Here is a 16332-nt window from a genome sequence, read left to right on the forward strand (position 1 = left end):
CCTGATGCAAAAATGCATAAGGCTTTTTGATGCATTATAGATGACGCGCATGCTGGCTGCGGTAGCGATCGACCCACATGGCGGTCGCGCCGCATACCGCGACCGGCATGATGGCGAGATTGAGGATCGGAATCATGGTGAACAGACTGACCAGCGCGCCAAACTGCATATTGGCGGTTTTATGCTGACGCAGCGCGTTACGCATCTGAGGAAAACTGACTTTGTGGTTGTCGAACGGATAGTCGCAATATTGTATTGATAGTATCCAGGCGCTAAACAGAAACCACAACACCGGCGCCACGGTCTGGCCAAAGCCGGGGATAAAATAGAGCAGCAGCAGGCCCAGTGCGCGCGGCAAATAGTAGCCGAGCTTCTGTAACTCGCGCTTCATGATGCGCGGGATGTCTTTCATCATGCCGAGCCAGCCACTGTCCGGCAGGGGTTTTCCGGTCAGACGCCCTTCCAGCTGCTCCGCCAGCAGGCCGCAAAACGGCGCGGCAATCCAGTTGGCGATGGTGGAGAAGAAATAGCTGAATACCAGCACAATCGAAATCACCGACAGCGGCCACAGCAGATAGCTCAGCCACTGCAGCCAGTCCGGCACGTGCGACATCAGCCGGGGAATCCACTGGCCGAGGCGCTGAAACAGCCAGATAAACGCACCGCCCAGCAGCACAATGTTTACCAGCAGCGGGATGATGACGTAGCGGCGGATACCGGGCAGACGCACCAGTTTCCAGCCCTGGGCAAAATAATGAATACCATTCATGGATGAGACCGAATTCTCAGCGGGCATAGCGAGCCTTTCTCCTTTATGTAGCGGCGCCAACATCATAACCTGGCTTTTTATCGGTGACAGGCGCACTTTGCGCGAAAAAACAGCAAAAAAGCGTGGGGCAGCTATCTTATTTGTCAGAAAATACTGCACAGACTTGCACTTGTGTAGCTGGGCAAATACAGTTAGAGGATAAAGTTTGCCGTGGTGGCAAGGTATTGGAACAACAGAGAATACAATGATGCAGGATTTGCGTCTGATATTAATCGTTGTTGGCGCGATCGCCATAATAGCGCTGCTTCTTCACGGACTGTGGACCAGCCGTAAAGAGCGCTCTTCCGTGTTTCGCGATCGCCCGCACAAACGTCTGAAACAGCGTGAAGAAGCGGATGACGATGATCTGCTGAACAGCGAAGACGATGGCGTCGGCGAAGTACGCGTGCGTCGTCAGCGTGATGCCGAAGACGAGCCGCCGTTCGATGCGCCGGTCACCAAACCTGCTGCTCCGCGTGCGCCGGAACCGGTGCGTCAACCGTTCCCACGCCAGGAAACGCCGTTAAGCGGCGATCCGCTGCTGGACGATGAGCCGGTACGTCAGCCTGCAACTGCGCCACAACCGCAGGCGCCAGTGGCGCAGCCTGTGCCGCGGCCACAACCGATTCAGGCCGATCCGCTGCTGGATAATGAACCGCTGTCCGCCACCCAGCCGGCTCCGGAGTTTACCGCCGCCGAGCCGGAGGTTAAACAACCTGAACCTGCGCCTGTGCAGGAAGCTGCACCGCAGCCCGCTGCGCCGGGCAGTAAAAAAGAAGCGGTACTGGTGTTGCACGTTGCCGCGCATGCCGGTGGCGCACTGAACGGTGAAGCGCTACTGCAGGGCATTCTGCAGGCTGGCTTCCAGTTTGGTGAAATGAACATTTTCCATCGCCATCTCAGCCCGGCCGGCAGCGGTCCGGTGCTGTTCAGCCTGGCAAACATGGTCAAACCGGGTTCGTTCAATCCGGATGAAATGGGCGATTTCACTACGCCGGGCGTCTCGATCTTTATGATGGTGCCGTCCTACGGTGACGCCAATCAGAACTTTAAGCTGATGCTGCAATCAGCACAGCGCATCGCCGATGATGTTGGTGGCGTGGTGCTGGATGATGAGCGTCGCATGATGACACCACAAAAGCTGGAAACCTACAAAGCACGCATCCGCGAGGTTATTGGCTAAACGCCGCCAGCAGTATCACCTTTTAACTAAATAACCCCCGCTTGCCGGGGGTTTTTTATCGGACGAGAGAATATGACATCGGTTCAGGAGCAGATCACCGAGCTGCGCACCACGTTACGCCACCACGAATACCTCTATCACGTGATGGATACGCCGGAAATCCCGGATGCAGAATATGACCGATTGATGCGCGAACTGCGTGAGCTTGAGAGCGCGCATCCCGATTTAATCACCCCGGATTCTCCTACCCAGCGCGTGGGCGCGGCACCGCTTGCCACCTTTGAACAGGTGCGCCACGAAGTGCCGATGCTGTCGCTCGATAACACCTTTGATGAAGCCGGATTTCTTGCCTTCAATAAGCGCGTGCAGGATCGCCTGAAAAGCACTGACGATCTCACCTATTGTTGCGAGCTGAAGCTGGATGGTCTGGCAGTGAGTTTACTGTATGAAAACGGCCTGCTGGTGCGTGCCGCCACGCGCGGCGATGGCACCACCGGCGAAAACATCACGGCGAACGTGCGCACCATTCACGCCATTCCGCTGCGCCTGCACGGCGACAATATTCCGGCGCGGGTAGAAGTGCGCGGCGAAGTATTTATGACTGAAAGCGGCTTTGAGAAGCTGAATGAGGAAGCGCGACGCACCGGCGGCAAAGTGTTTGCCAACCCGCGTAATGCGGCGGCTGGCTCGCTGCGCCAGCTCGATCCGCGTATCACCGCGAAACGTCCGCTGACCTTCTTCTGCTACGGCTTTGGCCTGCTGGAGGGCGGTGAAATGCCTGCCAGCCACTGGCAGCGTCTGCAACAGTTTAAGGCCTGGGGATTACCGGTCAGCGACCGGATTCGTCTGGTGCACACCGCGGATGAAGTGCTGGCGTTTTATCGTCAGGTTGAGCAGGACCGTCCGTCACTCGGCTTTGATATTGACGGCGTGGTGATCAAAGTCGACTCGCAGGCGCTGCAGGAGCAGCTGGGCTTTGTGGCGCGCGCACCGCGCTGGGCGGTGGCATTCAAGTTCCCGGCGCAGGAGCAGATGACGATCGTGCGCGACGTTGAGTTTCAGGTCGGACGTACCGGCGCGATTACGCCGGTGGCGCGCCTCGAACCGGTGCAGGTCGCGGGCGTCATAGTCAGTAATGCGACGCTGCACAACGCCGATGAAATCGCCCGGCTGGGGCTGCGTATCGGTGACAAAGTGGTGATTCGTCGCGCCGGTGACGTGATTCCGCAGGTGGTCAACGTGGTGGAATCTGAGCGTCCGGCGGATGCGCGCGAGATTGTGTTCCCCAGCCACTGTCCGGTGTGCGGCTCTGACGTAGAGCGTGTGGAAGGCGAAGCCGTAACGCGCTGTACCGGCGGGCTGATTTGCGGCGCGCAGCGCAAAGAGGCGCTGAAGCACTTTGTCTCACGCCGTGCGATGGACGTGGACGGCATGGGCGATAAAATCATCGACCAGCTGGTGGAAAAAGAGTACGTCAAAACCCCGGCCGATCTGTTCCGTCTCACCGCCGGCAAGCTGACCGGACTGGACCGCATGGGGCCGAAATCAGCGCAAAATGTGGTGGACGCGCTGGAAAAAGCCAAATTCACTACACTGCCGCGCTTCCTGTATGCGCTCGGCATCCGCGAAGTGGGCGAGGCGACGGCGGCCAACCTGGCGAACCACTTTGGCGAGCTGGAAAAAGTCATGAACGCCGATCTCGATGCGCTAATCGCGGTACAGGACGTCGGCAAAGTGGTGGCAGCGCACGTGCGCAACTTCATGGAAGAGGAGAGCAACCGTGAAGTGATCCGCCAGCTGACGGAGGAGGTGGGCGTGCACTGGCCGGCGGTGGTAGTGGTCAAAGCCGAAGAGATCGACAGCCCGTTTGCCGGAAAAACCGTGGTACTGACTGGCTCGCTGTCGCAGATGAACCGTGACGATGCCAAAGCGCGGCTGACGGCGCTGGGGGCCAAAGTCAGCGGCAGCGTATCGAAAAAAACCGATCTGCTGATCGCCGGTGAGGCCGCCGGTTCCAAGCTGGCAAAAGCGCAGGAGCTGGGGATTGCGGTGATCGATGAAGCCGAAATGATTCGGTTACTGGGCGCCTGAGATGGATAAGCAGCAGCTGGTTGAAATTGCCAATACCGCGATGCCGTTTGGCAAATACAAAGGACGGATGCTGATCGATGTGCCGGAAGAGTATCTGCTATGGTTTGCGCGTAAAAATGAGTTTCCCGCCGGCAAACTGGGTGAGCTGATGCAGCTGACGCTGGCGATCAAAATCGAAGGCTTACAGGACTTAGTTAAACCGCTCAAGCGCAGTGAATAAGTGACAGGCCCGCAATTGCGGGCCTGATGTTTTATGACTTCTGCGCTTCAATCTGTTGCTTCGCCAGCTTCTTCTCATTGCCGGCTTTATAGCGCTGGGCAATGAACGAGCACACCATCAGCTGGACCTGATGGAAGATCATCAGCGGCAGGACAATAATCCCCACTGCACTGGCCGGGAACAGAATGTTGGCCATCGGCACGCCGTTTGCCAGGCTCTTTTTCGAGCCGCAAAACAGCACCACAATCTCATCCGCACGGCTAAAGCCAAACAGCCGGGAAGCGCCAAGGTTGATTGCCAGTGCGACGAACAGAATCAGCAGGCTGCCAGCCAGAATCCACAGCAGGGTATCAACGCCGACGCGGTGCCAGATGCCGTTAACCACCGCTTCACTAAACGCCGAATAGACCACCAGCAGAATCGAGGTTTGATCGGTTTTGCCAATCAGGCTGCGATGCTTCTCTACCCAGCCACCAATCCAGCGGCGTGCCAGGTGGCCCAGCACAAAGGGCACCAGCAGCTGCAGCATGATTTTACCAATCTGCTCCAGACCGTTACCCGGCGCATCGCTGTGCACATTCATCACCAGGTTAACCAGCAGCGGCGAAATAAAGACGCCCAGCAGACTGGAGGCGGAGGCAGCACACACCGCCGCGGCAACGTTACCGCCCGCCATGGAGGTGAAAGCAATCGCGGACTGCACTGTCGCCGGCAGGATACACAGGTAGAGGAAACCGGTGTAGATCTCCGCGCCGACGTTGACCGGATGCCACCACACCAGCAGCAGGCCAAGGATCGGGAAAATCACGAAGGTACTGCACATAATCCACAGATGCAGCCGCCAGTGGCTGCTGCCGGCGATGATCTTCTCGCGCGACAGTTTGGCACCGTGCATGAAGAACAGCAGGGCGATGGCCGCGGTGGTCAGGTATTCGAAGAAATCGACAAACCCGCCTTTGGCCGGGAAGAAGCTGGCCAGCAGCACGGTGATGATGAGTTTGACCATCATCGGGTCAAGTCGTAAAAAGCCCATTGTTACAATCCGGTTAAATGTAATAAATGATGTTGCTGATTGTGCGTCAGTCGCGTTTAGAAATAAAATTGATTTATTGCATTAATCTATGAGCGTAATCGATGAATTACACCTTACGACAGTTGCGCACCTTTGTGGCGGTGGCGCAGCACGGCAGTTTCAGCCAGGCAGGGCAGGCGATTGGGCTGAGCCAGTCGGCTGTCAGTCACAGTATTAAAGAGCTGGAAGCGGAGATGGGCGTACGGCTGCTGGATCGCACCACGCGCGAAGTGTTACTGAGTGAAGCCGGACAGCAACTGGCAACGCGGCTGGAACGACTGCTGGAGGAGCTCAATACCACGCTGCTCGATGTGCGCAGCTATGGCGAGCAGCGCAGCGGCACGGTGCGCGTGGCGGCCAGCCAGACGCCCTCGGCGCATCTGATGCCGCAATGTCTGGCCAGCAGCCAGCTGCGCTACCCCGACATTCGGGTGATTCTGCACGACCGCGTGCAGCAGTGGGTATTGCAGAGCGTGCGCAATGCGGAAGTCGATTTTGGCATCGTCATCGGTCCGCTGCAGGATGCGGATTTCGATAGCGAGGAGATTCTGCAGGAGCCGTTTTTACTGTTGTGCCATCAGGATGATGCGCTGGCGCAGGTGCCGCAGGCTCAGTGGTCAATGCTGGCTGGTCGCGCTATGGTGCTGCAGGATTACGCGTCGGGCAGCCGTTTGCTGGTCGATGCCGCATTGCAGCGGCTGGCGCTGAACGTGCAGGTGGTGCAGGAGATTGGCCATCCGGCCACGCTTTATCCGATGGTGGAAGCGGGCATTGGCATCAGTATCTTACCGGCACTGGCGCTGCCGCTGCCGTCTGGTCGTAAGCTGACGGTGCGCCGGCTCTATCCGGAGATCAATCGCAGCCTGATGCTGATTAAACGCAAAAACCGGTCACTTACGCCGGCAGCGGAGGCTATCTGGCAGGAAGTGCGTCAGCAGGCGGCGCTGCTGACGCAGGATCGCGCGCTTAATCCGGCGTTTTAAACATAAACGTCAAGTTGGTTGCTGTCGGTTGGGCGGTTGATGCCATCCGCTTTCACTGCAGTAACCTCCTGTTTCTCCTGCTTCTGCTCCGCTTTCTCCTTTTCCTGCTTCTGCAACTGCTGGATTTGCGCCTGCAGCAGCTGAATCTGCGCGTTAATCGTCTCCTGCTTATCCTTTCTTTGCTTCTCGGTCAGGCTTTTGTCCTTCGCGATGTCTTTCAGTTCATCGTTCAGGCTGGCGATTTGTTTGGTCAGGCTGGCGATTTTCGAAGCGCTATCGCTACTGCCGGATGCGTTTCCGGATCCCGAAGTACTGCTGCTGCCAATATTGGTATTGGTCGAAATGGTGGTCATAACGTTCTCCTTGCAAATGTGCCCTTTCGTTATCGGAACGCAGCCGCTGCGGCTTGAGGGTGAGAGGTGTTAAATTTGCGAAAAGGTTTCGTCAGGAATGAGGATGCGGAAGGGGATAGGGCGGGCACGGCCTCAGGCAGAGCGGGTTCTTTCTTCACAGCTGAAGCGGAAAAGCGCCCTGAGAACGTAAGAGCGGTCAGGTAAGGCAATCGCAAATCGCACATTATTCGTAGCGGCGCGATTCATCGCGCAATAAATTGCGCCGCTACCAAACGTGCAACCGTAGTTGAATGCAGTTGCAGCTTAGCTGATAGCCTGGGAAGTGGGATGTGAAGAAACAAAAAAAGCGCCCTAAGGACGTAAGAGCAACCAGGTAAGGCAACCGCAAGTCGCACCCTATTCGTAGCGGCGCGATTTATCGCGCAATAAATTGCGCCGCTACCAAACGTGCAACCGTGGTTGAACGCAGTTGCAGCTTAACCGGTAGCCTGGGAAGTGGGATATGAAGAAAAGAAAAAAGCGCCCTGAGGACGTAAGAGCAACCAGGTAAGGCAACCGCAAATCGCACACCATTTGTAGCGGCGCGATTCATCGCGCAATAAATTGCGCCGCTACCACATGTGCAACTTTGATTGAATGCAGTTTCAGCTTAACTGGCAGCCTTGGGGGTGGGATGTGAAGAAACGAAAAAAGCGCCCTGATGGCGTAAGGGCAACCAGGTAAGGCAACCGCAAATCGTACACCATTTGTAGCGGCGCGATTTATCGCGCAATAAATTGCGCCGCTACCAAACGTGCAAACGTGGTTGAATGCAGTTGCAGCTTAGCTGGTGGCCTGGGAAGTGGGATGTGAAGAAACGAAAAAAGCGCCCTGAGGGCGCTCTTTTCAGAATTTGGTGGGTTGTGCAGGATATGCCTCGGCCCATCCGGGGCCTCGCCCTGCGGGTGATGCTGGCGCATCAGCCTGAATCGCTCCCGGCGATTCAGTCGAACCTGCAGCAGGTTCTCATCCTGCACGTTCAGCATCGGCGCACAGAAACGAAAAAGGCGCCCTGAGGGCGCTTTTTCCTGAATTTGGTGGGTCGTGCAGGATTCGAACCTGCGACCAATTGATTAAAAGTCAACTGCTCTACCAACTGAGCTAACGACCCGAAGTGGTGGGTGATGACGGGCTCGAACCGCCGACCCCCTCCTTGTAAGGGAGATGCTCTACCAACTGAGCTAATCACCCACTTCGGTACTGCTTAACAAGAGTGTCATCTGACTAAGATATGGTGGGTGATGACGGGCTCGAACCGCCGACCCCCTCCTTGTAAGGGAGATGCTCTACCAACTGAGCTAATCACCCATATCTTATCTCTTGTTCACTGCGGGCCATCTCATTAAGAGTGGTGGGTGATGACGGGCTCGAACCGCCGACCCCCTCCTTGTAAGGGAGATGCTCTACCAACTGAGCTAATCACCCCCGCTGTGTGGAGTCGCATTATAGGGATCCTTCGAAGTGAGTCAACGCTTTTTAAAACATAAATGTGCGTTCGCTTTAAATTTAGACATCATGCAGCGCTTTTAGCCAATGTGCTGGTTTTATTAGCAGAAAAACGCACTTCTGCCCGCGCCGCCAGCGTGACAGTGATTGAGGAATCAGCCTCACCTGCTAGAATATGCGCACTGTTTTTCCGCGTTAACCCGTTTTTTTGTCATCCAGACAACGAAACCTGCGCATTTAAGGCAATGCTGAATGAAAATCAAAACTCGCTTCGCACCCAGCCCGACGGGCTATCTGCACGTCGGTGGTGCGCGTACTGCGCTTTACTCATGGCTTTATGCTCGCCATAACCAGGGCGAATTCGTCCTGCGTATCGAAGATACCGACCTGGAACGCTCCACGCCGGAAGCGATCGAAGCCATTATGGATGGGATGAACTGGCTGAATCTCGACTGGGATGAGGGCCCGTACTACCAGACCAAACGTTTCGACCGTTATAACGACGTTATCGACGAAATGCTGGAAGCCGGTACTGCTTATAAATGCTATTGCTCGAAAGAGCGTCTGGACGCGCTGCGTGAAGAGCAGATGGAAAAAGGCGAGAAGCCCCGTTATGACGGCCGCTGCCGCGACAGCCATGAACATCATGCTGCCGATGAGCCGTGCGTGGTGCGCTTCCGCAACCCGCAGGACGGTTCGGTAATTTTTGACGATCAGATTCGTGGTCCGATCGAATTCAGCAACCAGGAGCTGGATGATCTGATCATCCGCCGTACCGACGGTTCACCGACCTACAACTTCTGCGTGGTGGTCGACGACTGGGACATGGGCATCACCCATGTCATTCGTGGTGAAGACCACATCAACAACACGCCGCGTCAGATCAACATCCTGAAAGCGATTGGGGCGGAAGTGCCGACCTACGCGCACGTATCCATGATCCTCGGCGATGACGGTAAAAAGCTGTCCAAGCGTCACGGCGCGGTGGGCGTCATGCAGTATCGCGACGACGGTTATCTGCCGGAAGCGCTGCTTAATTATCTGGTGCGCCTCGGCTGGTCGCATGGCGATCAGGAGATTTTCAGCGTGCCGGAAATGACCGAACTGTTCACCCTTGATGCGGTGAGCAAATCGGCCAGCGCCTTCAACACCGAGAAACTGCAGTGGCTCAATCACCATTACATTAATACGCTGCCGCCGGAATATGTCGCGACCCAGTTGCAGTGGCACATTGAGCAGCAGAATATCGATACCCGCACCGGACCGGAGCTGGCGAAGCTGGTGACGCTGCTGGGTGAGCGCTGCAAAACGCTGGTCGAAATCGCCGCGTCCTGCCGCTACTTCTATGAAGAGTTTGACGCCTTTGATGCGGACGCAGCGAAAAAGCATCTGCGTCCGGTGGCGCGTCAGCCGCTGGAAGTGGTGCGCGACAAGCTGGCGGCCATCAGCGACAGCGACTGGAATGCGGAAAACGTGCATCACGCCATTCAGGCTGCTGCGGATGAACTTGAACTCGGCATGGGCAAAGTCGGTATGCCGCTGCGCGTTGCCGTAACCGGTGCCGGTCAGTCGCCTGGGCTCGACGTGACGGTGGAAGCCATCGGCCGCAGCCGCAGCGTGGCGCGTATAGAAAAAGCGCTGGCGTTCATCGCGGAGCGTGAAGCACAGGCCTGATTGAGCTGAACAGCGGCCTGTCAGGCTGCTGTGATGAGGTAGGCAACAAAAAAGCCGGAAGCATCTCACTGCTTCCGGCTTTTCTATTCTTCCTGGATTCCTAACCGCTGTAATACGCCCCTGATCCCTTCCCGCAATAACAGCGCCGCCAGTTGTTCCTGTTCGGTGGCCGTCATTTGCTGGACAGAATTTATTAATAACGCAGGTAACGTATTTTGCTGAGCGCCGTAATTCGCCGCCGGTTCGTTTGCATGGCGGGTGGACTGAATGAAGCTTTTGACACGCTCATCAATGTGGATTAATCGCGCCTTACCGCCCTGTACACCGGGCTTAGGCGTGGTCGTCCAGTTTTCACGCTTGATCCATTTATTCACCGTCTGCCGACTGTAGCCCGTTTCCAGCGCGAGCTCTTCGGGAGTGAGCCATTCCTTTTTCACGATGCTGTCCCTGTTAAATACATTAGCTCTACATATTACAACAAAACGTTACGGGGAAAAGTAATCAAGGCAGAAAATGCCTTTTGCTGTGCGACAAAAGGCAAAATCGGTTTACTGCGCTTCGCTGACCGCCGCCTGTGCCGGACGGAAGGCGAGGAAATAGGTGAGGCCGACAAAGATCGCACCGCCCACACCATTGCCTAAAAATACCGCAACCACGTTAGGTGCAAATTCTGCCCAGCTCATCTGACCGGCAAAAATTGCGGCAGGCACGATAAACATGTTGGCCACCACGTGCTGGAAACCGATTGCCACGAAGGCCATCACCGGGAACCACATGCCGAAGATTTTGCCGACCATATCTTTACTGGCGAAGGCCAGCCACACCGCCAGGCACACCAGCCAGTTGCAGCCGATGCCGGAGATGAACGCGTGCATGAAATCGGCGTTCACTTTGGCATGGGCGATCGCCACGGTTTTCTTCAGATAGTCGCCTTCGGTCATGCCGAGCAGATGGCCGAAGAACCATGCTACCGCAACGCTGCCAATAAAATTGGCGATGGTGACCCAAAACCAGTTACGCAGCACGCTGAAACCGCTAATGCGGCGCGCGAACCAGGCAATGGGCAGCGTCATCATGTTGCCGGTCAGCAGTTCGCCACCCGCCAGCACGGTCAGAATCAGTCCGACCGGGAATACCGCCGCACCGAGGAAGCCGGCAAACGAGCCCCATTCAGCAGGCAGCTGGTTAATAACGTGCAGATCGAGCAGGAAGCCGGTCGCGATAAACGCGCCAGCCATAAAGCCAAGAATTAATAAGGTGGAAACCGGCAGACGGCTTTTAGCCACGCCGGCCTGAATCGCCAGTTGCGCGATCTCTTTAGGTGTATGCAGCGACATAGTTCACTTTTCTTTTATTAAACAAGGAGGACGTGCTGGCCGGTTAGCGAGTGAATACCCTGGACGGCTAACCGGTTAATTAGCGCGCTAAGTTTTACACGCACCATTAACGAAAACAAGCCTGACGCTAACATCTTTAACCTAAAGTTAACCTCGGCGTGGCCCACCGTTGAGGCAGCGTTGAGATAACGGCTGAGGGCAGGGATGACGAGCACGCGCTGCGCTGAAAAAAAAGCCACGGCGACACAGGGTTGCCGCCTTTTTCAGCGATCGCACGCAGAACGAGAATTTGCCGTTGACACTCAAACAGCGGTCTCATATTATGCCGTCCGTCGAGGTAACTCGGCGGTTTTTTCGGTACGGGGCTATAGCTCAGCTGGGAGAGCGCTTGCATGGCATGCAAGAGGTCAGCGGTTCGATCCCGCTTAGCTCCACCAAACCGCTCCCAACGGTTTGCACTGAAAAAACGAATTCCAGATGTGGGGGTATAGCTCAGCTGGGAGAGCGCTTGCATGGCATGCAAGAGGTCAGCGGTTCGATCCCGCTTATCTCCACCAATTCTCTGTTCGTTCAGAACAAACGTACTTAAAACCCGATAATAATACTGCCCGTTTGCGCAGTGTGACGTTGCATTCGCCGACTGGCTACGCGCAATGGCGCTGACTTGCAGCGCCTTTCCGTGTTAAACCGTCACGGCCTGTGGCTGCAACTGCAGCACGCGAAAACCGTGGGTACCGTCGCGATCCAGTTGCGCCACCAGACCATATTCCCAGTCAAGATAGGCCTGCATCACGTCCGGTTCAATATCGGTGCCTTCGTACGGGCGGCGATAACGATCGATGGGCGGCGAGAGCAGGCGCTGCTCGCCCTGTTCGGTGGGCAGACCGGCGGCGCGCCAGGCTGCATTGCCTCCCGCCAGCACCCGCACTGGTTTGCCGGTCAGCGTGGCAATTTGCTCCACGGCATAGCTGGCCAGCAGACTGCTGCCGCAGGTCAGCACATAGCGGCCAGCATCGGGCAGTAGTGCCTTGCCCTGCTGCTGCAGGGTGGAACGCAGTAGCCAGGCCGCCCCGGGAATATGGCTGTTGCGGTAACTGGCGAGCGTGGTGAAATCCAGCACCTGCGTGTCGCCAGTGGCCAGCCACTCGGCCAGCTGCGCGGGGGAGATCGATTCCGGCGCAGCAACCGGCGCCACCTGCGGCTGCCAGCTACCGACAGCGCTGAAATCGCTGGCCTGCAATGCGTCAAGCACCGCCACCTGCCAGCCAAGCTGCGCCAGCCAGGAGCCGGTCATATTGGCGCGGACACCGTCATCATCCACCAGCACGATACGCGCACCGCGCACGCTGGCGTAATGATCGGTCTCCTGTACCAGCTGGCCGCCCGCCACGTGGCGGCTGCCCGGCAGATGACCGGCGGCGTACTCTTCGGCATCACGCACGTCAAACAGGTAGGTGGTGCGTGCTTCCTGCTGCCAGCGCGTCAGCGTCGCCAGAGGAATGCGCGTCACGCCGGCGCGATCGGCAATGGCGCGGGCCTGGCTCGCGGCCTGACGTTGCGCGGTTTCGCTGGCGTTGCCATAGCGGCGGCTCTGCCCATGCTCCAGCGCATGACCGGCCAGCGTCCAGCCAATGGTGCCGTTGCGCAGCGCGAATACCGGATTACGAATACCGGCATTGACCAGCGACTGCGTGCCAATAATGCTGCGCGTGCGTCCGGCGCAATTCACAATCACTGTGGTGCGCGGTGAGGGGGCTAAATCGCGCACGCGCAGCACCAGTTCGCCGCCCGGTACGCTGGTGGCGCCCGGAATGCTCATGGTGTGATATTCATCGAAGCGCCGCGCATCCAAAACCACCACGTCGGCATCATCGCTAATCAGCGCCTGTACCTCATCGGCGGAGAGCGAAGGGGTGCGGGCATGATGTTCCACCAGTTCGCCAAACGCTTTGCTGGGTGAATTGACATCGATAAACAGCTCACCGCCAGCCGCCTGCCAGCCGGCTAAATCATCGGCCAGTAGCGTGACCTGCTGATAACCCAGTGCGGCGAGACGTTCAGCGGCGGTCTGCGCCAGGCCTTCGCCGTTGTCATACAGCGTAATGGCGGTGTGACGTTGGGGAATGCGGTCCAGCAGCTCCAGCTCCAGCTTTGACAGCGGAATGTTGACGGCAAACAGCGGATGCCCGGTGGCAAACAGCGCCTCATCGCGCACGTCAATGATCGCCACTTCCTGTTGCTGACGCAGCGCTGCCAGCAGTTCCGCCGCCTGGCGAAACGGGAAAACCGGTTTAGTCATGTGAAAGGTCCCAAATGTTAGGTAGATAACGGTTGCTGTAGCCGGAAATAAAGCGCTTTTCGTGGCCGTCGGCGGTGTAGACCGCGCGCTCAACCGCGCCGATATTCGCGCCATACACGTGGATACTGACAGAGACGCGATCGTCAAAGGCGTTGCTGACGCGATGGATATCACCGACCGTTGGCGACACCGCCTCCACGTTGCCGGGTTCAAGCCGCACCGGCGCACCTTCTGCCTGTAAACCGTGCGGGCCCGGCTGCCACGATTGTGAAATCTCGGCGCCGCGCAGCATGCCAATCAGGCCCCAGACGCGGTGATCGTGAATCGGCGTCTGCTGACCCGGCCCCCAGACAAAACTCACCACGGAAAAGCGCTGCTGCGCATCGGCATACAGCAGATATTGCTGATAGTGCTGCGGATGGGGCTGGGTAAACGCCTCATCCAGCCAGTCATCGTGGCGAATCAGTTCGGCCAGCCAGCCGCTGCCCTGCCGCAAAATGGTCGCTTCGTCCGGCTGGCTGTCGAGCAGGGTGGCCAGCCGGGCGACGAAGGTGCGCAGGCGATGGTGCTGATAATCACTCATGATTTGTCTCCCGGCGCGTGCTGGGCGATGCGGTTAGCGGCGGCGGACAGGCTGAAGTCAAACGCCTGACTGACATCGACCTGTTTTGGCAACACCTGATAACGATGGAAAAAGTCGGCGGATTTCTGCAGCGTGGCAATCAGGTGCGTATCAAACACCAGCGGGCGGATACTCGCATCGTCAATCCAGCTGCGGGTAATGGCGGGGGGCATATTCAGGGTTTGGCTCAGCACGCCGGCGAATTCCTGCGGATGGTGTTGCGCCCAGATTTGCGCCTTCGCCAGTCGCGCCAGCAGGTCGGCAATCGCTTCCCGCTTGCCGGCGTCCTGCAACGCTTCATTGCGGGCCAGCGCGTAGGAGTAACCGGACATAATGCCTTTACCCCCGCCGTCCGGTACGCGCACCGTGCCGTCGATGGCGGTCGAGGTGGCGATATAGGGCTCCCACGGCGCCCAGGCCGCGACCGCACCGGACGTCAGCGCCGCGCGGCCATCCACCGGTCCGAGAAAGCGCAGCGTGACATCCTGCGGCGTCAGGCCCGCGCGCTCCAGCAGGCCAAGCAGCAGATAGTGTCCCCAGCCGCCGCGGTTGACCGCGATCTGCTTACCTTTTAAATCCTGCAGCCGGTGAATGCCGGCGTCGGGGCGGGTCAGCAGAGCAATGCTGTCCGGGTTATTTTGCCAGGCACCCACGGCTTTCACCGGCGCACCTGCCGCATAGACAAACAGAAACGGCAAATCGCCGGTAAAGCCAACGTCGAGCGCCCCGGCATTGAGCGCTTCCTGCACCGGCGCGCCGGAGTCAAAGGCGGTGAGCTTAAGATCGTAAGGCAGATTGTTCAGTTCGCCCGAAGCTTTCAGGGCGGCAAAACGATCGCCTTTCACATCGCCGAGGCGCAGCGTGACTTTATCGGCCGCCAGTAGCGGCTGGAGTGACGCGAGGGCCAGCGCAACACCGGCAAACAGAGCGGCGAGACGCATCAGGCGCTCCTTTTTTCAGTTGCGCTGAGCGCAGCCACTTTTTCACGCGTCAGCGGCAGCAGTTCACGGCCGTATTCCACCGCGTCATTCAGCGGGTCAAATCCGCGGATCAGCACGCTATGAATGCCGAGGCGATAGTAATCCAGCAGCGCCTCAGAAACCTGATCCGGCGTGCCGACCAGCGCGGTGGAGTTGTAGCCGCCCTGCACCAGTTTTGCCACGCCGGTCCACAGCACTTTGTCGTGGCGTTCGCTCTCATGCGCCGCCGCCAGCAGACGCTGCGCACCGACACTCTGCGGCTTCGGCAAACCAAAGGTATAGCCGGTCTCCGCCAGCTGCTTCTCTGCGGTGGCGCGGATATGTTCGGCGCGCTCCCAGGCTTCTTTTTCGGTGTTACCCAGAATAGGCCGGAAGGAGATGTTAAACGCAATCTGGCGCCCCTGCGCGGCCGCCGCCGCACGCACGTTACGTACCGTCTCGGCCGCGCCTTTTAACGGTTCGCCCCACAGCGCGAAGACATCAGCATGCCGCGCCGCCACGTCAATCGCCTCCTGTGACGATCCGCCGAAATAGATCGGCAGCTTATGTTGCAACGGTTTAATGGCGGAGAACGCCTGCTCAGCCTGGTAAAACCGGCCCTGATGATCGTAAGGCTGCGGCGATTCAAGGCTCTGTTTCAGCACGCTGAGAAATTCGTCGGTGCGCGCATAGCGTTCAGCCTTGCTGAGAAAATCACCGTCGCGGCGCTGTTCGCTGTCGCTGCCGCCGCTGATAATGTGCACGGCCAGGCGGCCGTCGGTGAGATGGTCGAGCGAAGCCAGCTTGCGGGCCGCCAGCGTGGGCGCGACAAACCCCGGACGGTGCGCCAGCAGGAATTTAATCTTCTGGGTATGCGCCGCTGCGTGAGCGGTGACCAGAAAGCCATCGGGTTGATCGGACCAGTAGCCGACAAGGATGCGGTCGAAACCGGCCGCTTCATGGGCGCGGGCAAAGCGGGCGATGTAATCTTTATCGAACAACGTGCCGGACGCGGGAATGATTTCTGAGGCAAGCCGGTGGCCAATCATGCCAAGGAACTGAATGCTCATGCGATTCTCCTGAGGTGAGGTCAGAAGGAAAAGCTACGGGCGCAGACGGCAACAACGGAAATTCGATATTGTGCAAAGGGTTTGCGGGAAACGGTGAAGCAGGGCGTGACGCGGCGGCAGGCTGACTGGCGCGGGATATAACGCTTAGGTATATAAAAGAAGAGAAGGGCGAGCCG

14 protein-coding genes, 6 tRNA genes and 1 other RNA gene are annotated in these 16332 nt (G+C 57.9%); 7 read left to right on the top strand and 14 right to left on the bottom strand.

The genetic code is table 11. The annotated features are described in order from the left end of the window. Positions 1 to 34: 34 nt before the first annotated feature. Entirely contained in the window at positions 35 to 796 is a 762-nt protein-coding gene (gene cysZ, locus AC6I79_RS05795) for a sulfate transporter CysZ (protein ID WP_211727060.1), read from the bottom strand. Positions 797 to 1013: 217 nt separating this feature from the next. Between cysZ and zipA the strand changes: the two genes are divergently transcribed. The 3 genes from zipA to AC6I79_RS05810 all read left to right on the top strand — a co-directional run bounded on the left by zipA (position 1014) and on the right by AC6I79_RS05810 (position 4302). Beyond that, complete coding sequence (zipA, locus tag AC6I79_RS05800) at positions 1014 to 1991, top strand: cell division protein ZipA (protein WP_159378600.1); 978 nt, start codon at positions 1014 to 1016, stop codon at positions 1989 to 1991. Between the two features lie 72 nt (positions 1992 to 2063). Next, entirely contained in the window at positions 2064 to 4082 is a 2019-nt protein-coding gene (gene ligA, locus AC6I79_RS05805) for an NAD-dependent DNA ligase LigA (RefSeq protein WP_211727059.1), read from the top strand. A 1-nt stretch (position 4083) separates the two neighbouring features. Beyond that, positions 4084 to 4302: a DUF3820 family protein gene (locus AC6I79_RS05810; protein WP_211727058.1), complete on the top strand. Its 219-nt coding sequence runs from the start codon at positions 4084 to 4086 to the stop codon at positions 4300 to 4302. A gap of 31 nt (positions 4303 to 4333) precedes the next feature. Here AC6I79_RS05810 and AC6I79_RS05815 read toward each other — a convergent pair whose 3' ends face one another. After that, positions 4334 to 5335 carry a bile acid:sodium symporter family protein gene (locus AC6I79_RS05815; protein WP_021508088.1) on the bottom strand — a complete coding sequence of 334 codons (1002 nt, stop codon included), beginning with the start codon at positions 5333 to 5335 and terminating at the stop codon, positions 4334 to 4336. A gap of 101 nt (positions 5336 to 5436) precedes the next feature. Here AC6I79_RS05815 and AC6I79_RS05820 point away from each other — a divergent pair, with 101 nt between their 5' ends. Further along, entirely contained in the window at positions 5437 to 6357 is a 921-nt protein-coding gene (locus AC6I79_RS05820; protein ID WP_021508089.1) for a LysR family transcriptional regulator, read from the top strand. Here AC6I79_RS05820 and AC6I79_RS05825 read toward each other — a convergent pair. The 6 genes from AC6I79_RS05825 to AC6I79_RS05850 all read right to left on the bottom strand — a co-directional run bounded on the left by AC6I79_RS05825 (position 6354) and on the right by AC6I79_RS05850 (position 8174). Further along, positions 6354 to 6710: a FlxA-like family protein gene (locus tag AC6I79_RS05825; protein WP_058781778.1), complete on the bottom strand. Its 357-nt coding sequence runs from the start codon at positions 6708 to 6710 to the stop codon at positions 6354 to 6356. The genes AC6I79_RS05820 and AC6I79_RS05825 overlap by 4 nt on opposite strands. Before the next feature lie 893 nt (positions 6711 to 7603). Further along, positions 7604 to 7740, bottom strand: a non-coding RNA gene (locus AC6I79_RS05830) — RtT sRNA. Positions 7741 to 7784: 44 nt separating this feature from the next. After that, positions 7785 to 7860 (bottom strand) — tRNA-Lys (locus AC6I79_RS05835). 4 nt (positions 7861 to 7864) lie between these two features. Next, a tRNA-Val gene (locus AC6I79_RS05840) sits at positions 7865 to 7940 on the bottom strand. Between the two features lie 41 nt (positions 7941 to 7981). Beyond that, positions 7982 to 8057, bottom strand: a tRNA-Val gene (locus AC6I79_RS05845). Positions 8058 to 8098: 41 nt separating this feature from the next. Next, a tRNA-Val gene (locus AC6I79_RS05850) sits at positions 8099 to 8174 on the bottom strand. Positions 8175 to 8447: 273 nt separating this feature from the next. Here AC6I79_RS05850 and gltX point away from each other — a divergent pair. Further along, complete coding sequence (gene gltX, locus AC6I79_RS05855; protein ID WP_264251106.1) at positions 8448 to 9869, top strand: glutamate--tRNA ligase; 1422 nt, start codon at positions 8448 to 8450, stop codon at positions 9867 to 9869. An 83-nt stretch (positions 9870 to 9952) separates the two neighbouring features. Here gltX and AC6I79_RS05860 read toward each other — a convergent pair whose 3' ends face one another. Both AC6I79_RS05860 and AC6I79_RS05865 read right to left on the bottom strand, forming a co-directional pair. Further along, positions 9953 to 10306, bottom strand: coding sequence for a YfeC-like transcriptional regulator (locus AC6I79_RS05860; RefSeq protein ID WP_058758359.1), 354 nt, complete (start codon positions 10304 to 10306; stop codon positions 9953 to 9955). A 111-nt stretch (positions 10307 to 10417) separates the two neighbouring features. Next, a complete protein-coding gene (locus AC6I79_RS05865) occupies positions 10418 to 11206 on the bottom strand; it encodes a formate/nitrite transporter family protein (RefSeq protein WP_021508241.1) in 789 nt (262 codons plus the stop codon). A gap of 361 nt (positions 11207 to 11567) precedes the next feature. Between AC6I79_RS05865 and AC6I79_RS05870 the strand changes: the two genes are divergently transcribed. Together AC6I79_RS05870 and AC6I79_RS05875 are read left to right on the top strand one after the other, a co-directional pair. Then, a tRNA-Ala gene (locus AC6I79_RS05870) sits at positions 11568 to 11643 on the top strand. A 44-nt stretch (positions 11644 to 11687) separates the two neighbouring features. Next, positions 11688 to 11763, top strand: a tRNA-Ala gene (locus AC6I79_RS05875). Between the two features lie 125 nt (positions 11764 to 11888). On the opposite strand, the gene AC6I79_RS05880 is transcribed toward AC6I79_RS05875, so the two are convergent. Genes AC6I79_RS05880 through AC6I79_RS05895 form a run of 4 tightly spaced genes read right to left on the bottom strand, consistent with a single transcriptional unit; the run spans position 11889 to position 16156 of the window. Beyond that, positions 11889 to 13505, bottom strand: coding sequence for a rhodanese homology domain-containing protein (locus AC6I79_RS05880; protein ID WP_264251109.1), 1617 nt, complete (start codon positions 13503 to 13505; stop codon positions 11889 to 11891). After that, the gene (locus AC6I79_RS05885; RefSeq protein WP_059012166.1) at positions 13498 to 14088 is read right to left on the bottom strand and encodes a cysteine dioxygenase family protein; all 591 of its coding nucleotides are present in this window, start codon (positions 14086 to 14088) and stop codon (positions 13498 to 13500) included. The genes AC6I79_RS05880 and AC6I79_RS05885 overlap by 8 nt, the downstream gene beginning before the upstream one ends. Continuing rightward, entirely contained in the window at positions 14085 to 15068 is a 984-nt protein-coding gene (locus AC6I79_RS05890) for an ABC transporter substrate-binding protein (protein ID WP_264251114.1), read from the bottom strand. The genes AC6I79_RS05885 and AC6I79_RS05890 overlap by 4 nt, the downstream gene beginning before the upstream one ends. Further along, on the bottom strand, positions 15068 to 16156 hold the full coding sequence (locus tag AC6I79_RS05895) for an LLM class flavin-dependent oxidoreductase (RefSeq protein WP_264251117.1): 1089 nt from the start codon (positions 16154 to 16156) through the stop codon (positions 15068 to 15070). Before AC6I79_RS05895 ends, AC6I79_RS05890 begins: the two co-directional genes overlap by 1 nt. Positions 16157 to 16332 lie beyond the last annotated feature (176 nt).

Source organism: gamma proteobacterium symbiont of Scutellera amethystina (genome assembly GCF_059730845.1).

Excerpts from the sequence above, each read along its gene's own strand:
- cysZ (WP_211727060.1), bottom strand. The coding sequence starts at position 796 with ATGCCCGCTGAGAATTCGGTCTCATCCATGAATGGTATTCATTATTTT.
- zipA (WP_159378600.1), top strand. The coding sequence starts at position 1,014 with ATGATGCAGGATTTGCGTCTGATATTAATCGTTGTTGGCGCGATCGCC.
- ligA (WP_211727059.1), top strand. The coding sequence starts at position 2,064 with ATGACATCGGTTCAGGAGCAGATCACCGAGCTGCGCACCACGTTACGC.
- AC6I79_RS05810 (WP_211727058.1), top strand. The coding sequence starts at position 4,084 with ATGGATAAGCAGCAGCTGGTTGAAATTGCCAATACCGCGATGCCGTTT.
- AC6I79_RS05815 (WP_021508088.1), bottom strand. The coding sequence starts at position 5,335 with ATGGGCTTTTTACGACTTGACCCGATGATGGTCAAACTCATCATCACC.
- AC6I79_RS05820 (WP_021508089.1), top strand. The coding sequence starts at position 5,437 with ATGAATTACACCTTACGACAGTTGCGCACCTTTGTGGCGGTGGCGCAG.
- AC6I79_RS05825 (WP_058781778.1), bottom strand. The coding sequence starts at position 6,710 with ATGACCACCATTTCGACCAATACCAATATTGGCAGCAGCAGTACTTCG.
- gltX (WP_264251106.1), top strand. The coding sequence starts at position 8,448 with ATGAAAATCAAAACTCGCTTCGCACCCAGCCCGACGGGCTATCTGCAC.
- AC6I79_RS05865 (WP_021508241.1), bottom strand. The coding sequence starts at position 11,206 with ATGTCGCTGCATACACCTAAAGAGATCGCGCAACTGGCGATTCAGGCC.
- AC6I79_RS05880 (WP_264251109.1), bottom strand. The coding sequence starts at position 13,505 with ATGACTAAACCGGTTTTCCCGTTTCGCCAGGCGGCGGAACTGCTGGCA.
- AC6I79_RS05885 (WP_059012166.1), bottom strand. The coding sequence starts at position 14,088 with ATGAGTGATTATCAGCACCATCGCCTGCGCACCTTCGTCGCCCGGCTG.
- AC6I79_RS05890 (WP_264251114.1), bottom strand. The coding sequence starts at position 15,068 with ATGCGTCTCGCCGCTCTGTTTGCCGGTGTTGCGCTGGCCCTCGCGTCA.
- AC6I79_RS05895 (WP_264251117.1), bottom strand. The coding sequence starts at position 16,156 with ATGAGCATTCAGTTCCTTGGCATGATTGGCCACCGGCTTGCCTCAGAA.